Genomic DNA, 20,041 nt, shown 5'->3' with positions numbered 1-20,041 from the left:
CTCCCGCCGTCTAGAGCTTCACGGGCAGGTTGTGCAGGCCGCGGGTGATGGCGCTCGGCCACCACACGAGCCGGTCTTCGGGCACGGTCAGCGTCATCGACGGCGCGCGGGCGAACAGCGTCTCCAAAGCCGCGGACGCCTGCATCCGCGCGAGCGCGGCGCCGATGCAGATATGCGGGCCGAGCCCGAAGGCCACGTGCCGCACCGGCCGCTCGCCCGGGCGGAAGGCGAGCGGTTCGGGGTGGACCTCCGGGTCGCGATTGGCCGCCAGCAACGACAACAGGATCGGGTCGCCAGCCTCCATCCGCTGCCCGGCGAGTTCCATCGGCTCGGTGACGAAGCGCCAGCTGGTGTTCTGCAGCGGGGTGTCGCGGCGCAGGACCTCCTCGATGACGAGCGTCAGATGGGAGCCGTCGTCGCGGGCGCGGGCCGCCTCCTCGGGATGGGTGATGAGGGTCAGCGCGGTGGAGGCGATGAGACTGATCGTCGTCTCGTGCCCGGCGATCAGCGACAGGAACGCCGTCGCCGCGACCTCTTCTTCGGTGAGCTTGCCGTCGGCTTCCTGCGTGAGCAGGTCGCTGATCAGGTCCGCGCCGGGTTCGGCGCGTTTCCGGGCGACGACGTCGGCGAGCAGTTTGTCCAGGTCGTCGGTCGCCTTGAGCATCGACGGCATGTCGGTGACGTCGCCGGCGGCGACCACCAGCGCGGGCGGGCGGACCTCGTCCAGGAGGCTGTCCGGGATGCCGATCAGTTCGCAGATCGACCGGATTCCCAGCGGGTACGCGAAATCTTCGACGAGATCGCCCTCGCCGCGTTTCAGGATCGGGTCGAGCAGCTCGTTCGCGAGCTGATGTGTGCGGTCGCGCATGTGCTGCAATCGCCGCGGGCCGAACGCGCCGGCGCAGGCCTTGCGCAGCCGCGCGTGTTCGTCGCCCTCGACGTTGTTCATATGCCCGATGAGCGTCGGCCGGTGGTCGGCGGGCAACCCGAGATTGGCCTTGCGCCAGTGTTCCGCGGCCACGGACGGGCATTTGGACAGCCGGGGGTCGGCCATCGCGGAAACGACGTCCGCGTGCCGGGTCAGCAGCCAGGTCCAGGTGTCGCCGGGCAGCGGAAGCCGGAACGCCGGGGCGTTCACGCGCAACCATTCGTAGGCGGGCGACGGATCCCTGTCGAACTCCGGGCCGAACAGCACAGGGACCGCGGTGTCGTCGTATGCGGCATCGGACATACGAGCCACCCTGCCAGTTTGAGGCGGTTTCGCGTCCGGCGAACGCAGGTATTGGGCTGTCTCACGCGATCGTCAACGCGGTCCCCCTGTCACCCCCTTGTGGTGACCAGCAAGATCGAAGCGGGTGCGGTGCGTAACGGATGGAGGTGGCCCTCGTCAGCGAGTTGGGCAAGCAGGTCTCCGAGCGGCCCGGCGGTTCGCCACGGAGTTTCGCCGACACCGTCGGTCTCGCCGCCGCCCGCGTCTGGCGGCTTCGTGGCCGAGCCTCGAACACCCTGCGGCATCCGGCGGGGTGGGAACTGTGGCGCCTGCCGCCCGCGGCGGTCTTCTGGATGCTCGGCACCGAGATCGCGGTCGCGATCTGGGCCCTTTACAGCGCCTTCAAGGTCACTGTCACGACCACGGACCTCGTCCGCTTCGGCGTGATCGCGGGCTGTGCCGTCTGGTATCTCATCCAGACCCAGCATCCCGAGGAACAGCGGCGCGCCGACGACCGGCGCGGTGAGCACATCGACCAGACCGCCGTCTGGCTGGGCAGCGCGGCCGTCCTGCTGCCGCCGACGTTGTCGCTCGCGCTGCTGCTGATGGTGCGCGTGCAGCGGTACTCCATCGCGCACAAGGCGATGACGACGTTCCTCTTCACCACCGCCGCGCACGCCGCGTCCATGCTCGGCGTGCACACGATCACCGAACTGACGTCGCTGCACACCTGGCTCGCATCGGGCACGCTCCCCCAGCGAGCGGGCGACATCGTGTACGCCGCCGTCGCGCTGGTCGGCACCGCGCTCTGGTACTTCGGGTCGCAGACGCTTCTGATCAGCATCGCGCGCGGCCTGGCATGGGGCGGCTGGCGGCGGCAGAAGCTGGTCGGCAGCTGGGCGGACAACGCGGACTTCGTCTACGCGCTGCAACTCGCCGCGTGCACCACGATCCTCGGCGCGGTCAACATCGCGCTGGTGCCGCTGGTGATGATCGGCGTGGCGCTGCGCTCGACCCGGCTCTCGCAGGCGCTGGCGGACACGATCGCGCGCAGCCAGCGCGACCGGAAGACCGGGCTGCTGACCGAGGAGTCCTTCCACGCCCCGGCGGCGTTGCGGCTGCTGGAAGATCAGACCGACCGGCGGCCGACGGCGTTCCTGATGCTGGACCTCGACCACTTCAAGCAGTGGAACGACAAGTACGGGCATTCCGGCGGCGACATCGTGCTCGGCTGCGTCAGCGCGGTACTCCGGCAGAACACGCGCGCCTCCGACGTCGTCGGGCGCTGGGGCGGCGAGGAGTTCGCCGTACTGCTGCCGGACACCACGCGGGTGGAGGCCATGCGGATCGCCGAGCGGATCCGCGCGGCCGTCGCCGCCACCGCGATCACCGGCCTGACGGAACTCGCCAGCGGGCACGCCACCAACGAACCCCGTGCGGTGGGGCCGACCTACGGGTGCACCGTGTCGATCGGCGTCGGGCTCTCGCCGGAGAACTCCACGGACTACGGCGAGCTCTTCCGTGCGGCGGACTCGGCGATGTACGAGGCGAAGCGGGGTGGGCGGAACCGGGTCGTGCTGGCCCGTTCGGCTTTGGCGGTGAATCCTCCTTCACCGCGGGTTCCTGCGCCACCGTTGAGCCGGGCCGGGGACTCGCGGCGCGAGTGGTGAAGGACTGTCTTGAGTACGGGGCGATGGGGACTTTCGCCGCATGGCATGCGGGGAAAGCGTCCTTCACGCGGCGAGGTTGCGCTTCCCACGCCTTCACGCGCCGCCGTTGTGAGGTGACCGACTCGGTACCGGCGCCCCCAAACACCGATGTCACGTATGAGACGTAACCGTCCCATACGTGACATTCGGGGCACCTCGGACGACCCGCGTCAGCGGCGGGTCACGAGGCGAGTCTCGAGCAGGTCGTCGATCACCCTGGTCTCCACGACGGCCCGCCGCTCGAACGCGGAACCGCGCAGCGGCCACAGCGCGATCAGCACGACGCCCACCGCGGCCAGCGCGGCCAGCACCAGTGCGGCGACGAACTGGGCGGCGCCGTCGGTCGCCGTGCTCAGCACCGCGAACCCGATCAGCACGAGCGCCGTCGGCAGGACAGCGGCCATCGCCACGATCCAGGCGGGCGTGCGGCGCAGATCCCGGCGCAGGGTGGTCAGCCAGGCGGCGAGGAGGCAGGCGAACGACGCGCCCAGAAGGCAGGCGCCCGCGGTGTCGCTCAGCCGGTGCCAGCCCAGCGCGATGGTCGACGACGCGACCCAGGCGACGGCGACGCCGCCCATTCCGATGATCACCGGGCGGAACCGTTGGGGCAGAACGAAGGCGAGCGCCATCAGGATCGCCATGGCGGCGCTGACGTGTCCGCTCGGGAAGCTGTTGTGGGCCGGTCCGTAACCACCGTCGGGCAGCTCGGGGCGTTCGAGGACGTACAGCTTGAGCAGCTGCGCCGTGATGAGCGGGAGCACGAGGACGCTCAGCGCGGGGACGAGGAGGCCTGGTCTGCGGCGAAGCGACGCCAGGGCGACCAGGATGATCGCGGCGATGCCGAGCACGAGCACCATGTCCTGCTCCCGCAGCGGGCCCGCCCAGTCCATTGTGGACCACCGGCCGGACTGCGCGCTGCGGACGACGCCGTTCTCCGCGAGCTGCCCCGCCGACGTGTGCACGAAGAGCACGTACGTCACCACGAACGCGACGGCCAGTCCCAGTCCGGTGACGAGCTGGAACACGGCCCTGGACAGGGTGAGCCTGGTCTCGGCGTGCCGTCCCGGCTGCGGACGGTGGGTGTGGGCGGGCTTCGCTTCGTGGGTGAGTACGGCCATGCATCTCACTGTCCCCACGCCGTTTAGCGATGACGTCCGGACAATGTCATGGTTCTGCTACAAGATCGAGCCGAGTCGCACACGCGCGGAGATATCCGAATAATGACGACGTGGCAAGTGTCCTTTTGATCGAAGACGACGCGTCCGTCCGGGAGGGTCTGGAACTCGCGCTGCGCCGTCAGGCGCATACCGTCCACACCGCCGAAAGCGGTGAGCTCGGGCTGGAGAAGCTGCGGGTGTTCCAGCCCGACATCGTCGTGCTGGACCTCATGCTGCCCGGAATCGACGGCTTCGAGACCTGCCGCCGCATCCGCGCCGCCGGTGAGGTGCCGATCATCATGCTCACCGCCCGCAGCGACGATTTCGACATCGTGGCCGGGCTGGAGGCGGGCGCCGACGACTACGTGGCCAAGCCGATCGAGCCCCGCGTGCTCGACGCCCGCATCCGGGCGGTGCTGCGGCGCGCGGTGAGCGAGAAGCCCGCGAACGCCGACGACACCGCCGCCGAACGGCACGGCCGCCTGGTCATCGACCGGGCCGGGCTCGTGGTCACGAAGAACGGCGAGCCGGTCTCCCTCACTCCGACCGAGTTGAAACTGCTGCTGGAGCTGTCGCGCACGCCCGGACAGGTCTACAGCCGCCAGCAGATCCTTTCCGCCGTGTGGGATCACGACTACCTCGGCGACTCGCGGCTGGTCGACGCCTGTGTCCAGCGGTTGCGCGCGAAGATCGAAGACGTGCCCGCGAAACCCGACCACGTCCAGACCGTCCGCGGTTTCGGGTACCGGTTCGGCCGTTCATGAGGCTGCTCTCCGGGCTGCGGCCGCGACTCATCCTCGCCTTCGCGGCGATGACGATCATCGGGGCGGCGGCCGCGGCGGGGGCCAGCTACGTCTCGGCCCGCAACGCCATCCTCGAAGCGGTCCAGGACGCGGCGATGAACCAGCTCAAGGACCGGGTCGCCGCCTACGGCCGCCCGCTGTCCACGCCGCCGACCCAGGAGCAGCTCAACGACTTCGCCGGCAGCCTGCGGTTGAACGCCGTCGCGGTCTACCGGGACACGCGGTCGGTCACCGGACCCGATCTGACCACGTTCTCCCCCGAACTGAGGGAGACCGTCGCCAACGACGAGCGGATCCAGTTCCAGCGCCTTGACCGCGACGCCATCCCCGAGCTTCTGGTCGGTATGCCGGTGCTGGCACGGCAGCCGAACGGGTTGATGGGGCGCAGCGGGCTCCAGGTGTACTCGCTCACCTCCCTCGGCCAGCAGCAGCAAGCCATCGAAGAGCTCGCGAAGTACGCCTGGCAGATGGCCGCGCTGGCCCTTCCGCTCGCCGCCGCGCTCGCGTTGCTGGCCGCCAGGCAGGTCCTGCGGCCGGTACGGGCGCTCAACACCGCCGCGGCCCAGCTCGGCGAGGGCAGGCTCGACGTCCGGCTGCCCGCCAAAGGGTCCGACGAGCTGGCCGAACTGGTCACGACCTTCAACAACACGGCCGCCGAGCTGGAACGCACGGTCGGCGAGCTGCGGGCCATGGAGGCCGATGCCCGCCGGTTCGTGGCCGACGTCTCGCACGAACTCCGCACCCCGCTCGCGGCGATGAACGCGGTCACCGACGTCCTGGACGAGGACGCGGAGGCATTGCCGCCGGACACCGCGGTCGCCGCGCGGCTGGTCTCCGGCGAGACCCGCAGGCTGACCCGGCTCGTGCAGGACCTGGTCGAGATCTCCCGGTTCGACGCGGGCCGCGCCGAACTCGTACTCGACGAATGGGATCTCGCGACGGCGATCCGCGACAGCCTCGACGCCCGGGGCTGGCGGGACGGTGAAGACCTGGTGACCGACCTGCCCGAGGGCGTCACCGCGCGAGTCGACCGGCGACGGCTCGACCTGATCGTGGCCAACCTCGTCGGCAACGCTTTCAGGCACGGCGCAGCCCCGATCGAAGTCCACCTGCGCGCCGAAGACGACGGCGTCACCCTGCGGGTCGACGACCACGGTCCGGGGATCGACCCCGAGGTCCTGCCGCACGTGTTCGACCGGTTCACCAAGGCAGACAGCTCCCGCGCCCGGTCCGAAGGCAGCGGGCTGGGCCTGGCGGTCGCGTTGGAGAACGCCCGCCTGCACGGCGGTGACATCACGGCGGGCAACACCGGCCAGGGCGCCCGCTTCGTCCTGCGCCTGCCGCATCGGGCCGAAGGAGGGACGCGATGAGGAAAACCCTTCTGACCGCCCTCGCCTCGGCGATGCTGGTGGCGGGCTGCGGCGTCCAGCCCACCGGCGTCATCCCGGCGGGACCGGGACCGTCGTTGCGCGCCACCTCGGGGCCGACGGTCGTCGGCGGGTTGACCTTGTACTTCGTCTCCGAGGGCCGGGTCATCCCGGTGACCCGGCCCAGCGAAGGCTTCATTTCCCCCGAAGGCGCGATCACGTTGCTGATGAAGGGACCGACGGAGCGGGAAGCCGCACAGGGACTCACCACGTTCATCCCGCCCGAGATGGGACGGGTCGAGGTGTACTCGGGCGACCCGGCGTCGATGGTGCTGCCGTTCAGCATGCGAAAACTGTCCAACCAAGCCATCAACCAGCTGATCTGCACCACGCTCGCGGCTGCGACGGCGATTGGACGGGCTGCACGCTCCCAGGGAGTGAACGTGACCTCGCCGGACGGGCAGATGTACTTCCAATCCTGCAAAGCGGACTGAACTCGTCACTCACAGTGGTCATATTAAAGCGCTTCTTGTGTCTGTACGGCTGTGAGCCCTGTTTGGTTCACCGATCAAGGTAACTGTGGGCGAGCACACTCGTGCGTGACATTGCCGTGTCCTTTTCGTAATGTTGCCCGGAGCTCGCGGCCCCCGACGCGAGTTCCCGTCCCCGAATTGGTGAGTGATCAGAGAAATGGCCGGCAGACATCGCAAAACCCATGCCCCGAAGTGGAAGCTCCCCGCGGGTATCGCGGCGGCGGTCGCCACGGCGCTCCCGGCGTCGATGTGGCTGACCACCGTGGGTTCCCCCGACGTCGAAGCGGCCAGTGCCGCGCTCGCGCTGCAGGCTCCCCCGGTCTCCAGCGTGACTCCCCCGCCGTCGGCCAGCAGCACCCCGCCCTCCAGCACGACCACCCCGCCCCCCTCGACCACCGCGGCTCCCCCGAAGCCGACGACGTCGAGCAAGGCCCCCGCCCCGGTGAAGAAGACCGTGCCCGCGGCGACGGCGTCGTGTTCGACCAGCCTCGCCGGCACCAAGCCACACGTGGCCCAGGTCGGCAACCACGTCAAGGCGAAGTTCGGCGTCAAGGACGTCGGCGGCGTCGCCGGCCGCGCGAACGCCAGTGACCACCCCTCCGGCCTCGCGCTGGACTTCATGGTGGACACCGCCACCGGCAACGCCATCGCCGACTACCTCCTGGCGAACCAGAAAGACTTCGGCGTCGCCTACGTCATCTGGCGTCAGCGCTACAACGACGGCAGCGGCTGGGACACCATGGAGGATCGCGGCGGCGCGACCGCCAACCACATGGACCACGTCCACGTGTCGTTCTCCAAGAGCGCCAAGGTCAACGTCAGCTGTTAACGACGTCGAGCGGACCGCTCGCCGGGCTGGACCACAGGCCGTCCCATGACCTCTTCCACGCCTTTGACGGCGAGCCGGTCCGCTCGCTCGTTCTCCGGGTGCCCGGCGTGGCCCTTGACCCAATGCCATTCGACGTCGTGCCGTGAAGCGGCTTCGTCGAGACGGCGCCACAGATCGGCGTTCTTGACCGGCGTCTTGGCCGAGGTCATCCAGCCGTTGTTCTTCCAGTTCCGCACCCAGCTGGTGATGCCGTTCCGGACATACGTGCTGTCGGTGTAGAGGTTCACCGTGACCCGGCGTTTCAGGCTTTCCAGCGCTTCGATGGGCGCCGTCAGTTCCATGCGGTTGTTGGTGGTCGGCCCGGCGTCCCCGCCGTAGATCTCCTTCTCGACGTCGCCGTACCGCAGCACCGCTCCCCAGCCGCCGGGGCCGGGATTCCCGCTGCACGCGCCATCGGTGTAGATCTCGACTGCTGCTTCCGCCACCGGGACACCCTAGCGATTGGACGGGCTCAGTCCGGCAGCAGTGGCACCCACGGCTCCTCGGCCTGCCCGAGGTGGACCGCCCGCGTGATGGACTTCGCGCCGAAGCGGTCCCGGACGGTGTCGAGTGTCGAATCGAGCGCGTCCCTCGGCTTCGCCCCGAACGGCAAGGCCAGCTGAATCGCGTCGTCCTTCGTCAGGTTCGTCAGCGCGAGACCGATCAGCGTGAGCCCGCGTTCGTCGATCAGCGGCCGTGCCGCGGCGAGCAGGTCGCGCGCCGCCGCGACGATCGCGCCGGTCTGTTCGGTCGCCTCCAGCAGGGTGTGCGAGCGCGTGGCCTTGGTGAAGTCGGCGAACCGCATCCGCAGCACGACCGTCCGGCACACGCGATGCGCCGCGCGCAGCCGCCGGGCGAGGCGATCGGCCAGCGCCAGCAGCATCGCGTCGAGTTCGGCCGTCGTCCGCGGCCTGCTGCCGAGCGCGCGCTGCGCCCCGATCGACCGGCGACGACGACCGGTCTGCACCCGCCGAGGGTCATCGTTGTGGGACAAGGCATGCAGGTGGGCTCCGACGCCGCGGCCGAGCATCCGGACGAGTTCCTTCTCCCCGAACCCTTCCATCTGCCCGACCGTCGTCACGCCGCGCTCGCGCAGCTTCCGCGCGGTCACCTTGCCCACACCCCACAGCCGCTCGACCGGCAGCGGGTGCAGGAACTCCAGTTCCCCGTCGTGCGGCACGACGAGCAGCCCGTCGGGTTTGGCGACACCGCTGGCCACCTTGGCGAGGAACTTCGTCCTGGCGACGCCGACCGTGATCGGCAGGCCGACCTGCTCCAGGACGTCCTTCCGCAGTTTCGCGGCGATCTGACTCGGCGTGCCCGCGATCCTCAGCAGCCCGCCGACGTCGAGGAACGCCTCGTCGATCGAGATGCCCTCCACCAGCGGTGTCGTGTTGCCGAAGACCTCGAAGACCGCCTTGCTCGCCTCCGAATACGCGTGCATCCGCGGCGGGACCACGATCGCGTCCGGGCACAGCCGCCGCGCCTGGCCGCCGCCCATCGCCGTGCGGACGCCGAACGCCTTGGCCTCGTAACTGGCCGCCAGCACGACACCGCCGCCGACGATGACCGGCCGCCCGCGCAGGCTCGGGTCGTCACGCTGCTCGACCGACGCGTAGAACGAGTCCAGGTCGGCGTGCAGGATGGGGCCCTCGATCGTCATAGAACACATGTTCGCATTTGGCGGCCTACCAGCCAAGACCCCCCGCTTCAGTCGAACGGTGGACCAGGCTGGGACGCGGTCGTTTCACCCGACCGACGAACGCGCGCGGCGAGGACCGACACGCGTGCGGAGGAAATCCGTCACCGAGCGCCCGCCGGTGAGACACCAGATCGCGATGACCGGGTCGCAGATGGCGCAGCCGAACGAGGAATCGTCCAGGAACGGGATGATCGGGGCGCCCTTGAGGTGGTGCACGACGTCCCAGGCGGTGTGCAGCAGCCAGCCGATGCCGATGAACGTCCATGACTCGAGGCCGCGGTACGCCACGTAGGCCATCACCGCGGTGAAGACCGGTTCCCAGATGCCGAGCCCGCCACCGCTGGCGTAGGCCGCGCCGGCGCCCGCGATCATGATCGCGTTGAAGCGGCGGCGGCGCGGTTCGTGGATGAGCGACATCAGGACGACGTAGGTGAGGCCGACCAGGATCGGCGCGATGATCGTCATGCCTCGACGCTAGAACCGGACGGCGCCCGCCCCCAGTGGCGTGAACGCCGCCTTCCAACGGGATCTCGCCACGCGCGCGCTAGATTGCGGATATGCACACCGTCGCCGTGCTCGCGCTGGACCAGGTGATCCCGTTCGACCTGTCGACACCCATCGAGGTCTTCACCAGGACCCGGCTACCGGACGGGAGCGCCGGGTACCGGGTGCTCGTCTGCGCCGAACACCCGGACGTCGACGCCGTCCACTTCACCCTGCGCGCGCCGTGGGGCCTGGAGGCCCTGCGCGAGGCCGACACGATCATCGTCCCTGGCACCGCCGAACCGACGCTGCCGGTGCCGGAAGCCGTCCGCGACGCGCTCACGTCGGCCGCGGCGAAAGGCACCCGGATCGCTTCGATCTGTTCCGGCACCTTCATCCTCGCCGCCGCGGGACTGCTCGACGGCCTCCGCGCCACCACCCACTGGATCGCCGCGGACCTGCTCGCCGAGACCCACCCGGCGATCGACGTCGACCCGGACGTGCTCTACGTCGACAACGGGCAGATCCTGACGTCGGCGGGCGCCGCCGCGGGTCTTGACCTGTGCCTGCACCTGATCCGCCGCGACCACGGCTCCGCGATCGCGGCCGACGCCGCCCGCCTTTCGGTGATGGCACTGGAACGCGAGGGCGGTCAGGCGCAGTTCATCGCGCTGCGGCATCCACCGGCTCCCCGTGGCGCGGCGCTGGAACCCACTTTGCTTTGGATGCAGGAAAACCTCGCGCGCGACCTCAGCCTCGCCGACATCGCCGCACGCGCCGGCCTGAGCACCCGCACGCTGATCCGGCACTTCCGCGAACAGACCGGGACGACGCCTTTGCAGTGGCTGCACCGGACGCGGATCCGGCAGGCGCAGCATCTGCTGGAGACCACCCAGGACGCCGTCGAGCGGATCGGCGCCGAGGTCGGTTTCGGTTCGCCCACCTCGTTCCGTGACCGGTTCAAGCGCACGACCGGCGTCAGCCCGGTCACCTATCGACGCGCTTTCCGTTGAGCGGGAACGGTTCTTGCCGGTAGCCGGGCTTCACGGCGGCAGGCTCACGCTGTCCGGAATCTTGTCGTGGGACCAGTACGACACCGTGTACAGGGTCGAGACCGGCGGCGTGCTCCGGCTCTGGCGTATCCGATCCTGTGCGTGCTCTTGTCGGTACTGGGCAGAAGCTCGTACTACTCGGCACCGTTTCTGTTGCTGCCTGCGTTGGCTCGACCGGACTCGGCGACGGACACGGGCTGGTCTCGACGGTCGCCGAGGTTCGGTCACAGTTCCCGGGTTGGGGTGTTGCCGAAAAACGACAACGAGCCGACAGTGGCCGCAAGAGCCCTGACTGTCGACCATCGTCGCCAGTGAAGCCAAGTGACCATCGATACCGGGGAACCCGACCACATCCGACTCGTGCAGTCACCAAAGCACGCCCCTGAAGGCCATTGCCGAAAATCGGCAATGAGCCGTTTCGAGTAACGGTTCGCGACGCTGTGTGATCTTGGGGTCAGGCCGGGCAGCGTCCGCATGTGAGCGAGGGACCCCTGCTACGAAGTGGTCTTCTTACAGATCAACTTCACAGAGGTCCCGCGTCGATGAGTGTTACATACACGGCTGCCCTGGAGGTATCCGAGGACAGTGTTCTGTTCCTGTCCGGTTTGCCGCACGCAGAGCGTGTCCGGCGTGGTACCCGCGAGTAGTGCACCTACAAGCAGGCAGTGCTGGTGCTGCGCTGGTTTCTCGATGACACCCGAATGTCTGCTCTGGCAAGGGATAACGGCATCGCACTGTCGACCGCGTACGAGTACCGCGACGAGAGCGTCGAGGTACTCGCCGTGCGCCGACCGTCGCCGCGTGGGGCATTGCCGGCGGCCAAGGCAGCTGGTCACTCGCATATGCTCGTGGACGGCACGCTGATCTATACCGACCGGATCTCCACACCTGGCCCCACATCCGGGGTGGACTTGTGGTGGTCGGGCAAGCATCACCATCACGGTGGGAACATCCAGGTCGTCTCCGCTCCGGACGGGTGACCACTATGGACCTCGAACGTGCGGCCCGGTCGCGAGCACGACACCAGCGCCGCCCGCGCCGATCCCGACCTACCGGCCGGGATCACCGATTGGATCAGCGACGGCGCCCACGCACTGGCCGATCTAGGTTACGAAGGCGAACCCGAAACCTTCACGATTCCATTCAAGAAGCCAAAAAACGGGGAACTCACCGTCCACGAGCAGGCCTGCAACGCCCTCCGCGGCGCTCTGCGCTGTCTCGGCGAACGAGCTGACTCGCTACTCGAAACCACCTACAAAACCCTCCGCCGCTACCGCGGCCGCCCCAGGCGCCTCAGCGACATCGCCGCCGCCGCACTGATCCTGCTCCACCACGAACACGGCCACACCACATGACCACCACCATTGTCACGCAACGCAACACGACGCTGCGCGGAAGGCCTCAATGGCCGACAGCGCCGCAAAATCCAAAAGTGTCGGTGGTCGGTTGTACGGTTTTGTCCGTGGATACTCACAACGCCACTGTGGCGCTTCTCGAGGACCTAACCGATCCGAGTATTTTGGAGGATATCAACACTTCTGTTGGATCCCTGGATGACAGGGATTCCGTCGCTGTCGCGCAGGCCGCGTCCGAGGGCATCGCACGCCTGGAAGCGATCCGGTTCCGCGCCTTGGCCCAACTGAATCGCCACCGGGACGGAGCGAGAAGCGTGACACAGGAAATCGCCTTCGTCTGTCCTTTGTGGACAATAACGCCGCCGCGATGGTCGCCGCCGCCGACGCGTTGACCACCCGCCTGCCCCGCACCCTGGACCTCATGGACCAAGGAAAGGTAAGTGGCTTCGGGGCGATGAAGGTCGCCGCGGCCACGGCGTGGCTGTCCGACGAGAACGCTCTCGCCGCTGATGCTTTGCTGGAAAATCGCCTGCCGGGGAAAAACTCTGACCAGATCCGGAAGGCGGCGGGTCATGCGGCGACAACGGTCGACCGTGAGGGTGAGGACAAGCGGTGCGAGCACCACCGCGGAGGCCGCCGGCTCGCGGTGCGGCAGGGCGAGACAGGGGTGGCGTCGATCGAGATCGAAGACGGCCCCGTCGAGAAGGTCAATGCCGCTTACCGTCGGATCGACCGTCAAGCGCGGGCACTCAAGACTGGCGACGACACCCGCACCCTCGACCAATTGCGCGCCGACGTCGCCCTCGACCTCCTGCTCAGCGGTGACGGCGGGACGAGCGAACGCACGGAGGTGTTTCTCTACATGGACCTGTTCACCTACCTCGACCTCAACAACGACCCCGCGGAGATGGCCGGACAAGGCCACATCCCCGCCTCACTCGCCCGGCATATCGCGACCGGCCCGAACACCGTCCTGCGCCGCATCATCACCGACCCACTGTCGGGACAGGTCACCGACCTCGCCCGAACCCGATACCGGCCCACCGCGGGCCTCGACGAATACGTCCGAGTGCGTGACCGCGAATGCCGAAGAGCCGGCTGCCACCGCCCCGCCCAAGCTTGCGACCTCGACCATTCCGTGCCTTGGCACTTCGGCGGCAACACCGACGCCGCCGACCTCATCAGCTTCTGCCGCCGCGACCACCGACTCAAAGACGAACCAGGCTGGACCTACCATCTCGCGCCCGACGGCACCCTGACAATCATCACGCCGACCGGACAGACCTACGACAGCACGCCTCCACCACTCCACGAACCCCGCCCGAAAGCACTCCAGACCGAAAATCCGCCACCGTTCTGATGGCAGTACCGGGAAACGGCCACACCGTCGGCGGAGCGGACCTCGACAACGGACCTCAACGGCAACGGCCCATCACCAGAAACCGGCCACCTGGTGTCCGACCCGAACAGGTCGCACCACCGCTGAGGTAACGCCACCATTCCGAGCCACTACCGAGAAACGGCGCTATCACGCGAGCAAACCTCGGCGCAGGACCAACGATGGCGCTCCCGCCACCGCTGCGACCCGTTACCGGAAACGACCACCTGCCGCCCCTGTAAGTGGACTCCGAGGTCGACGCCCTCACATCGTCACGACCCAGCAGGCAAGCTGCCGCGACCGTTCTGAGCCATTCCCGAAAACGACCACGCTTTTATCGCGGGAGACAGACCTCGGCACGGACCGGCGACAGCGGCCGACATCGCCGTGCCCAGCGACGCTTGACATCTACCCGCACACCCCGCCGACAAGCCGCCACCGAACCGCTGTTGCCGAAAAACGACCACCTGCTGCCCCCGCCCGAGCGGGGTCTCAGGGGCGACGATCTCGCATCGTCAAGACCCTGCCGACAAGCTGCCGACACTCTGTCGAGCCGTCACCGAAAAACGGCCACAGCCCCAGACCCCGTCCGCCGACCCCGGTGAAACCGGCGTGAACACCTGGTGACACGTCGCGAACCCGGCTACCGAGCCCAGCCCTCGATTGTCCACTTCATCACGTCATTCGGGCCCCCGACTAGGTGTTCCAGGACACTTTTTGGCGGGTTCCTACAACACCCGGCCCTCGGCATGCGTCACCGACGACATTCTCGTACCGGCCGGTAAGAGGCAGGCTGTAAGGCAGGTACAGGAGACTGTCCCGCGCGTGATCCGCGGGCCGTCACCTGTTGTGCTGCGTACTTGGGAGGCTTAGTCGGTGTTCAGTCGTGTCGCCATCGTCAACCGCGGAGAAGCCGCGATGCGGCTCATCCATGCCGCCCGCGAGCTTTCGGCGGAGACCGGACAGCGGATCGAGACCGTCGCTCTCTACACGGATGCGGACCGGTCGGCGACGTTCGTGCGGGAAGCCGACATCAGCTACAACCTGGGGCCGGCGTCGGCGCGGCCGTACCTCGACTTCGCCGTGCTGGAGCGGGCGCTGACCGAGACCGGGGCCGACGCGGCCTGGGTCGGCTGGGGCTTCGTGGCCGAGGATCCGGCGTTCGCCGAGCTGTGTGAGCGGCTGGGCATCACCTTCATCGGCCCGAGCGCGGACGCGATGCGCAAGCTCGGTGACAAGATCGGCGCGAAGCTGATCGCCGAGGAGGTCGGCGTCCCGGTCGCGCCTTGGAGCCGCGGCGCCGTCGCGGATCTCGACGCCGCCATCAAGGCCGCCGAGGAGATCGGCTATCCGCTGATGCTCAAGGCGACCGCCGGCGGTGGCGGCCGCGGTATCCGGGTCATCACTTCCGCCGACGAACTCAAGGACGCCTACGAGCGCACCAGCCTGGAGGCCGAGCGCGCTTTCGGCAGCGGCGTCGTGTTCCTGGAGCGCCTGGTCACCGGCGCCCGGCACGTCGAGGTCCAGGTCATCGCCGACGGTCAGGGCACCGCGTGGGCGCTCGGCGTCCGCGACTGCTCCGTGCAGCGCCGCAACCAGAAGATCATCGAGGAGTCCGCCTCCCCGGTGCTGAGCCCCGAGCAGGCCGACGAGCTCAAGCGGTCCGCCGAGCGGCTCGCGCTCGCGGTCGACTACTGCGGTGCCGGAACGGTCGAGTTCCTCTATCACCCCGGCGACAAGCTGTTCGCTTTCCTCGAGGTCAACACCCGCCTGCAGGTCGAGCACCCGATCACCGAGTCGACCACCGGCATGGACCTGGTCAAGGCCCAGCTGCACGTCGCTTCCGGCGGCAAGCTCGAAGGCCCCCAGCCCGCCGAGTCGGGTCACGCCATCGAGGCGCGGCTCAACGCCGAGGATCCGGACCGCGACTTCGCGCCGTCGCCCGGCCGCATCGCGCGCCTGACCCTGCCGACCGGTCCCGGCATCCGCGTCGACACCGGGGTCAGCGAAGGCGACACGATCCCGGCCGACTTCGACTCGATGATCGCGAAGATCATCGCCTACGGCCGCGACCGCGACGAGGCGCTCGGCAGGCTGCGCCGCGCGATGGCGCAGACCACGGTCATCATCGAGGGCGGCGCGACCAACAAGAGCTTCGTCCTCGACCTGCTCGACCAGCCCGAGGTGATCGACGCCCATGCCGACACCGGCTGGATCGACCGAGTCCGCGGCGAAGGCAAGCTGGTCACCCACCGCCATTCGGCGATCGCGCTCGCGGCCGCCGCGATCGAGGCCTACGAGGATGAAGAAGCCGTTGAGCGCCAACGGCTTTTCTCCACCGCGCACGGCGGCCGCCCGCAGGTCCAGCACGAGAGCGGCCGTCCGCTCGACCTCAAGCTGCGTGGCGCCGCGTACCGCGTGAGCGTGGCCAGGATCGGCCACCGCCGGTTCCGCGTCGGCATCTGGGCGGGCGACGGCGACATCCACCCCGCCGACGTCGAGGTCGACCGCTTCGACGAGCACACCGGCCAGCTCACCGTCAACGGCACCCGTTTCCGCCTGGTCACCGGCACGCACGGGCCGATTCACCTGGTCGAGGTCGACGGCGTCACCCACCGCATCAGCCGCGACGAGGGCGGCGTCGTCCGCTCCCCCGCGCCCGCGCTCGTCGTCGCGACACCGCTCGAAGTCGGCGCGGAGGTCGAGGCAGGCGCTCCCATCCTGGTGCTGGAGAGCATGAAGATGGAGACGGTGCTTCGCGCGCCCTTCCGCGCGAAGCTGCGTGAGTGCGTCGTCTCGGTCGGTAGCCAGGTCGAGACCGGCGCCCCCATGCTGCGGCTCGAACCGCTGGCGGAGGAAGGCGACGAGGTCGCCGAGGACACCGGCAGCGTCGAGATCGAACTCCCCGTGGAGCCGGACGGCGCGTCGGCGCCGCAGCGGATCACGCGGGGACAGCAGGATCTGCGCAGCCTCCTGCTCGGCTTCGACGTCGACCCGCACGACGAGCGCCGCACGCTCAGCGCGTACCTGGCCGCCCGGGCCGAGGTGGAAGCCAACGGCGACCGCCCGCTGGAGGGCGAGGTCGACCTGCTGACCGTGTTCGCCGACCTGTCCGAGCTGATGCGCAACAAGCCGATGCGCGAGGACGCCAAGACGGACACCCGGGTGCACAGCGCCCGCGAGTTCTTCCACGCCTACCTGCAGAGTCTCGACGTCGAACGCGCCGGACTGTCGGAGTCGTTCCAGAACAAGCTCAAGAAGGTTCTGGCGCACTACGGCATCGATGACCTGGAGCGCACGCCGGAGCTGGAGGAGGCGGTGTTCCGCATCTTCCTCGCCCAGCAGCGGACCGCTTCCGACGTCGCGATCGTCACCGCGCTGCTACGGCGGTGGCTCACCGAACCGCAGCCGTTCGAAGCGATGCGCGAACCGGCAGGCAAGGCGCTGGAGCAGCTCATCGCCGCCACCCAGCTCCGCTTCCCGGTGGTCGGTGACCTCGCCCGCAGCGTGGTGTTCCGCTGGTTCGCCCAGCCGCTGCTCCGCCGCACCCGCGCCGAGGTCTACAGCGAGGTCCGCAAGCATCTGCGCCACCTCGACCGGCACCCGGACTCGCCGGACCGCGCCGACCGGATCGCGAGCATGCTGGCCAGCGCGCAACCGCTGGTCCGCCTGCTCGGGCAGCGGATCGGGCGCACCGGCACCGATCACACCCCGCTGCTCGAGGTGCTGAGCCGCCGCTACTACGGCAACCGCACGTTCACCGGCGTCCAGCAGGTCACGGTCGACGGCTGCACCTTCGTCACCGGTGACTACGCCGACGAGAACGAGCGGTTCCACATGGCCACCACCGCCGTCGACCGCGCCGGGCTGCCCGGCGCGATCAAGGCGGTCGCCGATCTCGCCGCCGAGCTGCCCGCCGACACCGACGTCGAGGCGGATCTCTATCTGACCTGGGACGACGAGTCCGCCGACGACGACACGATGGCGGCCGGGCTGCGCGAGGTCCTCATGTCCGCGTCGCTGCCGAGCCGGATCCGGCGCGTCACCACCACGGTCGCGGGGCACGGCGGAGCGGTGACGCACCACCACTTCACCTTCCGCCCGTCCTCGACCGGCTTCTCCGAAGAACGGCTGATCCGCGGCCTCCACCCGCTGATCGCCCAGCGAATGCAGTTGCAGCGGCTGGCGAACTTCGACCTCACCCGGCTCCCGTCCGGCGACGAGGACGTCTACCTGTTCAAGTGCGTCTCGCCGATGAACCCGTCCGACCAGCGGCTGGTCGCGCTCGCCCAGGTCCGTGACCTGACCCCGTTGCGGGACAACGACGGCAAGCTGCTGGCCCTGCCCGCGGTCGAAGGCACGCTGGCGGGCTGCCTCGACGCGATCCGTGAGGTGCAGGCGAAACTGCCGCCGAAGAAGCGCTTCGACACCAACCGGATCATGCTGTATGTGTGGCCGACCAGTGAGCTCACCGGCGAGGAGCTGAACACGGTCGCGCAGCGCGTGCAGCCGTCCACGGCAGGCGCGGGTCTCGAAGAGGTCCAGTTCCTCGGCAGGCAGCGCGACCGCAAGACCGGCGATGTCACCGAGGTCGCCGTGCGGATCGGTTACGACGTCAGTGGCGGTGTGCAGATGTCGCTGACCGAGCCGACGACCGAGCCGATCCTGCCGCTCGACGACTACCGCCAGAACGTCCTGCGGGCCCGGCGCCGCGACACGGTGTACCCGTACGAGCTGACCGAGATGCTCGGCTCGTTCACCGAGTACGACATGGACGACAGCAACACCCTCGTCCCGGTCGACCGGCCCAAGGGGCGCAACAAGGCGGCGATCGTCGCCGGTGTGGTCACCACGCGGACCGCGCGTTACCCGGAGGGCATCAAGCGTGTCGTTCTGCTCGGCGACCCGACGAAGGCACTCGGCGCGCTGTCGGAACCGGAGTGCTCGCGGGTGATCGCGGCGCTCGACCTCGCCGAGCGGCTGCGGGTCCCGCTGGAGTGGTACGCGCTCTCGGCAGGCGCCCGGATCTCGATGGAGTCCGGCACCGAGAACATGGACTGGGTCGCGGCCGCGCTCAAGCGGATCGTGCACTTCACCCAGGACGGCGGCGAGATCAACATCGTCGTGGCCGGGATCAACGTCGGCGCCCAGCCGTACTGGAACGCCGAAGCGACGATGCTCATGCACACCAAGGGAATCCTGGTGATGACACCGGATTCCGCGATGGTGCTGACCGGCAAGCAGTCGCTCGACTTCTCCGGTGGTGTCTCGGCCGAAGACAACTTCGGCATCGGTGGTTACGACCGTGTCATGGGCCCGAACGGCCAGGCGCAGTACTGGGCGCCGAACCTCGCCGCGGCGCGCGACGTGCTGATGTCGCACTACGACCACACCTATGTGGCGCCGGAGGAATCCGGGCCGCGCAAGGCGATCACCAACGACCCCGTCGACCGGGACGTGTCGCCGTTCCCGCACGCGGCCGTCGACAGTGACTTCACCACGGTCGGGCAGATCTTCTCGCGTGAGGCCAACCCCGACCGCAAGAAGCCGTTCGACATCCGCACCGTGATGCGCGCGCTCTCCGACCAGGATCACCCGGTGCTGGAGCGCTGGCCGGGCATGGCCGACGCGGAGACCGCGGCCGTGCAGGACGTGCACCTCGGCGGACGGCCGGTGTGCCTGCTGGGCATCGAGTCGCGTTCGGTGCCTCGCCGCGGCTTCCCGCCCACCGACGGCCCGGACACCTACACCGCGGGCACCTTGTTCCCGCGGTCGTCGAAGAAGGCGGCGCGGGCCATCAACGCGGCCAGCGGCAACCGGCCGCTGGTGGTGCTGGCGAACCTGTCCGGATTCGACGGTTCGCCGGAGTCGATGCGGAAACTGCAGCTGGAGTACGGCGCGGAGATCGGCCGGGCGATCGTCAACTTCGAAGGTCCGATCGTGTTCACCGTGATCTCGCGGTACCACGGCGGCGCGTTCGTGGTCTTCTCGAAGGCGCTGAACCCGAACATGACCGTACTGGCGCTGGAGGGCTCGTTCGCCTCCGTGCTCGGCGGCGCGCCCGCCGCGGCGGTCGTGTTCGCCGGTGAGGTCAACGCACGGACCGCGGCGGACCAGCGGGTGCGGACGCTGTCGGAGAAGCTCAGCGGGGCGACCGGCGCCGAACGTGCCGCGCTGGCCGCGGAACTGGCCGACGTCCGGGCGTCGGTGCGGGCCGAGAAACTGGGCGCGGTCGCGGCCGAGTTCGACGGCGTGCACAGCATCGAACGCGCGGTGAAGGTCGGTTCGGTGGACGCGATCATCAGCGCCGCCGAGATGCGGCCACGCATCATCGAAGCGATCGAGCGAGGCCTGGCGAAGAAGTAGTACTTAAGCGCTATGAACGGTCCGTTACTTGCAAAATTTGCAAGTAACGGACCGTTCA

12 protein-coding genes and 2 pseudogenes are annotated in these 20,041 nt (G+C 68.8%); 9 read left to right on the top strand and 5 right to left on the bottom strand.

Annotated features, from left to right (window positions below):
• Nucleotides 1-10: 10 nt before the first annotated feature.
• The gene (locus tag ACM6LU_RS12715; protein ID WP_414937818.1) at nt 11-1,231 is read right to left on the bottom strand and encodes a cytochrome P450 family protein; all 1,221 of its coding nucleotides are present in this window, start codon (nt 1,229-1,231) and stop codon (nt 11-13) included.
• Between the two features lie 140 nt (nt 1,232-1,371).
• On the opposite strand from ACM6LU_RS12715, the gene ACM6LU_RS12710 reads away from it, so the two are divergent.
• Nucleotides 1,372-2,880, top strand: a complete 1,509-nt coding sequence (locus ACM6LU_RS12710; protein ID WP_414937817.1) for a GGDEF domain-containing protein — start codon at nt 1,372-1,374, stop codon at nt 2,878-2,880.
• Nucleotides 2,881-3,089: 209 nt separating this feature from the next.
• Here the strand turns inward: ACM6LU_RS12710 and ACM6LU_RS12705 are convergent, their stop codons facing one another.
• A complete protein-coding gene (locus ACM6LU_RS12705) occupies nt 3,090-4,037 on the bottom strand; it encodes a phosphatase PAP2 family protein (protein ID WP_414937816.1) in 948 nt (315 codons plus the stop codon).
• A 110-nt stretch (nt 4,038-4,147) separates the two neighbouring features.
• On the opposite strand from ACM6LU_RS12705, the gene ACM6LU_RS12700 reads away from it, so the two are divergent.
• From ACM6LU_RS12700 to ACM6LU_RS12685, 4 genes are all read left to right on the top strand, one after another.
• A complete protein-coding gene (locus ACM6LU_RS12700; protein WP_414937815.1) occupies nt 4,148-4,840 on the top strand; it encodes a response regulator in 693 nt (230 codons plus the stop codon).
• Nucleotides 4,837-6,249, top strand: coding sequence for an ATP-binding protein (locus tag ACM6LU_RS12695; RefSeq protein ID WP_414937814.1), 1,413 nt, complete (start codon nt 4,837-4,839; stop codon nt 6,247-6,249). Before ACM6LU_RS12700 ends, ACM6LU_RS12695 begins: the two co-directional genes overlap by 4 nt.
• The gene (locus ACM6LU_RS12690) at nt 6,246-6,740 is read left to right on the top strand and encodes a hypothetical protein (RefSeq protein ID WP_414937813.1); all 495 of its coding nucleotides are present in this window, start codon (nt 6,246-6,248) and stop codon (nt 6,738-6,740) included. The genes ACM6LU_RS12695 and ACM6LU_RS12690 overlap by 4 nt, the downstream gene beginning before the upstream one ends.
• Before the next feature lie 196 nt (nt 6,741-6,936).
• Entirely contained in the window at nt 6,937-7,608 is a 672-nt protein-coding gene (locus ACM6LU_RS12685) for a hypothetical protein (protein ID WP_414937812.1), read from the top strand.
• On the opposite strand, the gene rnhA is transcribed toward ACM6LU_RS12685, so the two are convergent.
• The 3 genes from rnhA to ACM6LU_RS12670 form a co-directional block, all read right to left on the bottom strand.
• Nucleotides 7,605-8,093 carry a ribonuclease HI gene (gene rnhA, locus ACM6LU_RS12680; RefSeq protein WP_414937811.1) on the bottom strand — a complete coding sequence of 163 codons (489 nt, stop codon included), beginning with the start codon at nt 8,091-8,093 and terminating at the stop codon, nt 7,605-7,607. The two genes, ACM6LU_RS12685 and rnhA, sit on opposite strands and share 4 nt — an antisense overlap.
• A 26-nt stretch (nt 8,094-8,119) precedes the next feature.
• Nucleotides 8,120-9,310, bottom strand: a complete 1,191-nt coding sequence (dinB, locus tag ACM6LU_RS12675) for a DNA polymerase IV (RefSeq protein WP_414937810.1) — start codon at nt 9,308-9,310, stop codon at nt 8,120-8,122.
• Between the two features lie 84 nt (nt 9,311-9,394).
• Entirely contained in the window at nt 9,395-9,814 is a 420-nt protein-coding gene (locus ACM6LU_RS12670; protein ID WP_414937809.1) for a DUF6010 family protein, read from the bottom strand.
• A 92-nt stretch (nt 9,815-9,906) separates the two neighbouring features.
• Here ACM6LU_RS12670 and ACM6LU_RS12665 point away from each other — a divergent pair, with 92 nt between their 5' ends.
• The 4 genes and pseudogenes from ACM6LU_RS12665 to ACM6LU_RS12650 all read left to right on the top strand — a co-directional run bounded on the left by ACM6LU_RS12665 (nt 9,907) and on the right by ACM6LU_RS12650 (nt 19,983).
• Nucleotides 9,907-10,845, top strand: coding sequence for a GlxA family transcriptional regulator (locus ACM6LU_RS12665; RefSeq protein ID WP_414937808.1), 939 nt, complete (start codon nt 9,907-9,909; stop codon nt 10,843-10,845).
• Between the two features lie 581 nt (nt 10,846-11,426).
• Nucleotides 11,427-12,239 (top strand): annotated as a pseudogene (locus ACM6LU_RS12660) (transposase family protein).
• Between the two features lie 164 nt (nt 12,240-12,403).
• Nucleotides 12,404-13,599: pseudogene (locus tag ACM6LU_RS12655) on the top strand (DUF222 domain-containing protein).
• An 894-nt stretch (nt 13,600-14,493) separates the two neighbouring features.
• Nucleotides 14,494-19,983, top strand: coding sequence for a biotin carboxylase N-terminal domain-containing protein (locus ACM6LU_RS12650; RefSeq protein ID WP_414937807.1), 5,490 nt, complete (start codon nt 14,494-14,496; stop codon nt 19,981-19,983).
• Nucleotides 19,984-20,041: the final 58 nt, after the last annotated feature.

It is taken from the genome of Amycolatopsis sp. cmx-11-51 (assembly GCF_047608665.1).
GTDB lineage: Bacteria > Actinomycetota > Actinomycetes > Mycobacteriales > Pseudonocardiaceae > Amycolatopsis.
The sequence above is the reverse complement of the archived record's forward strand: the minus strand, read 5'-3'. Positions and strand labels throughout refer to the sequence as shown.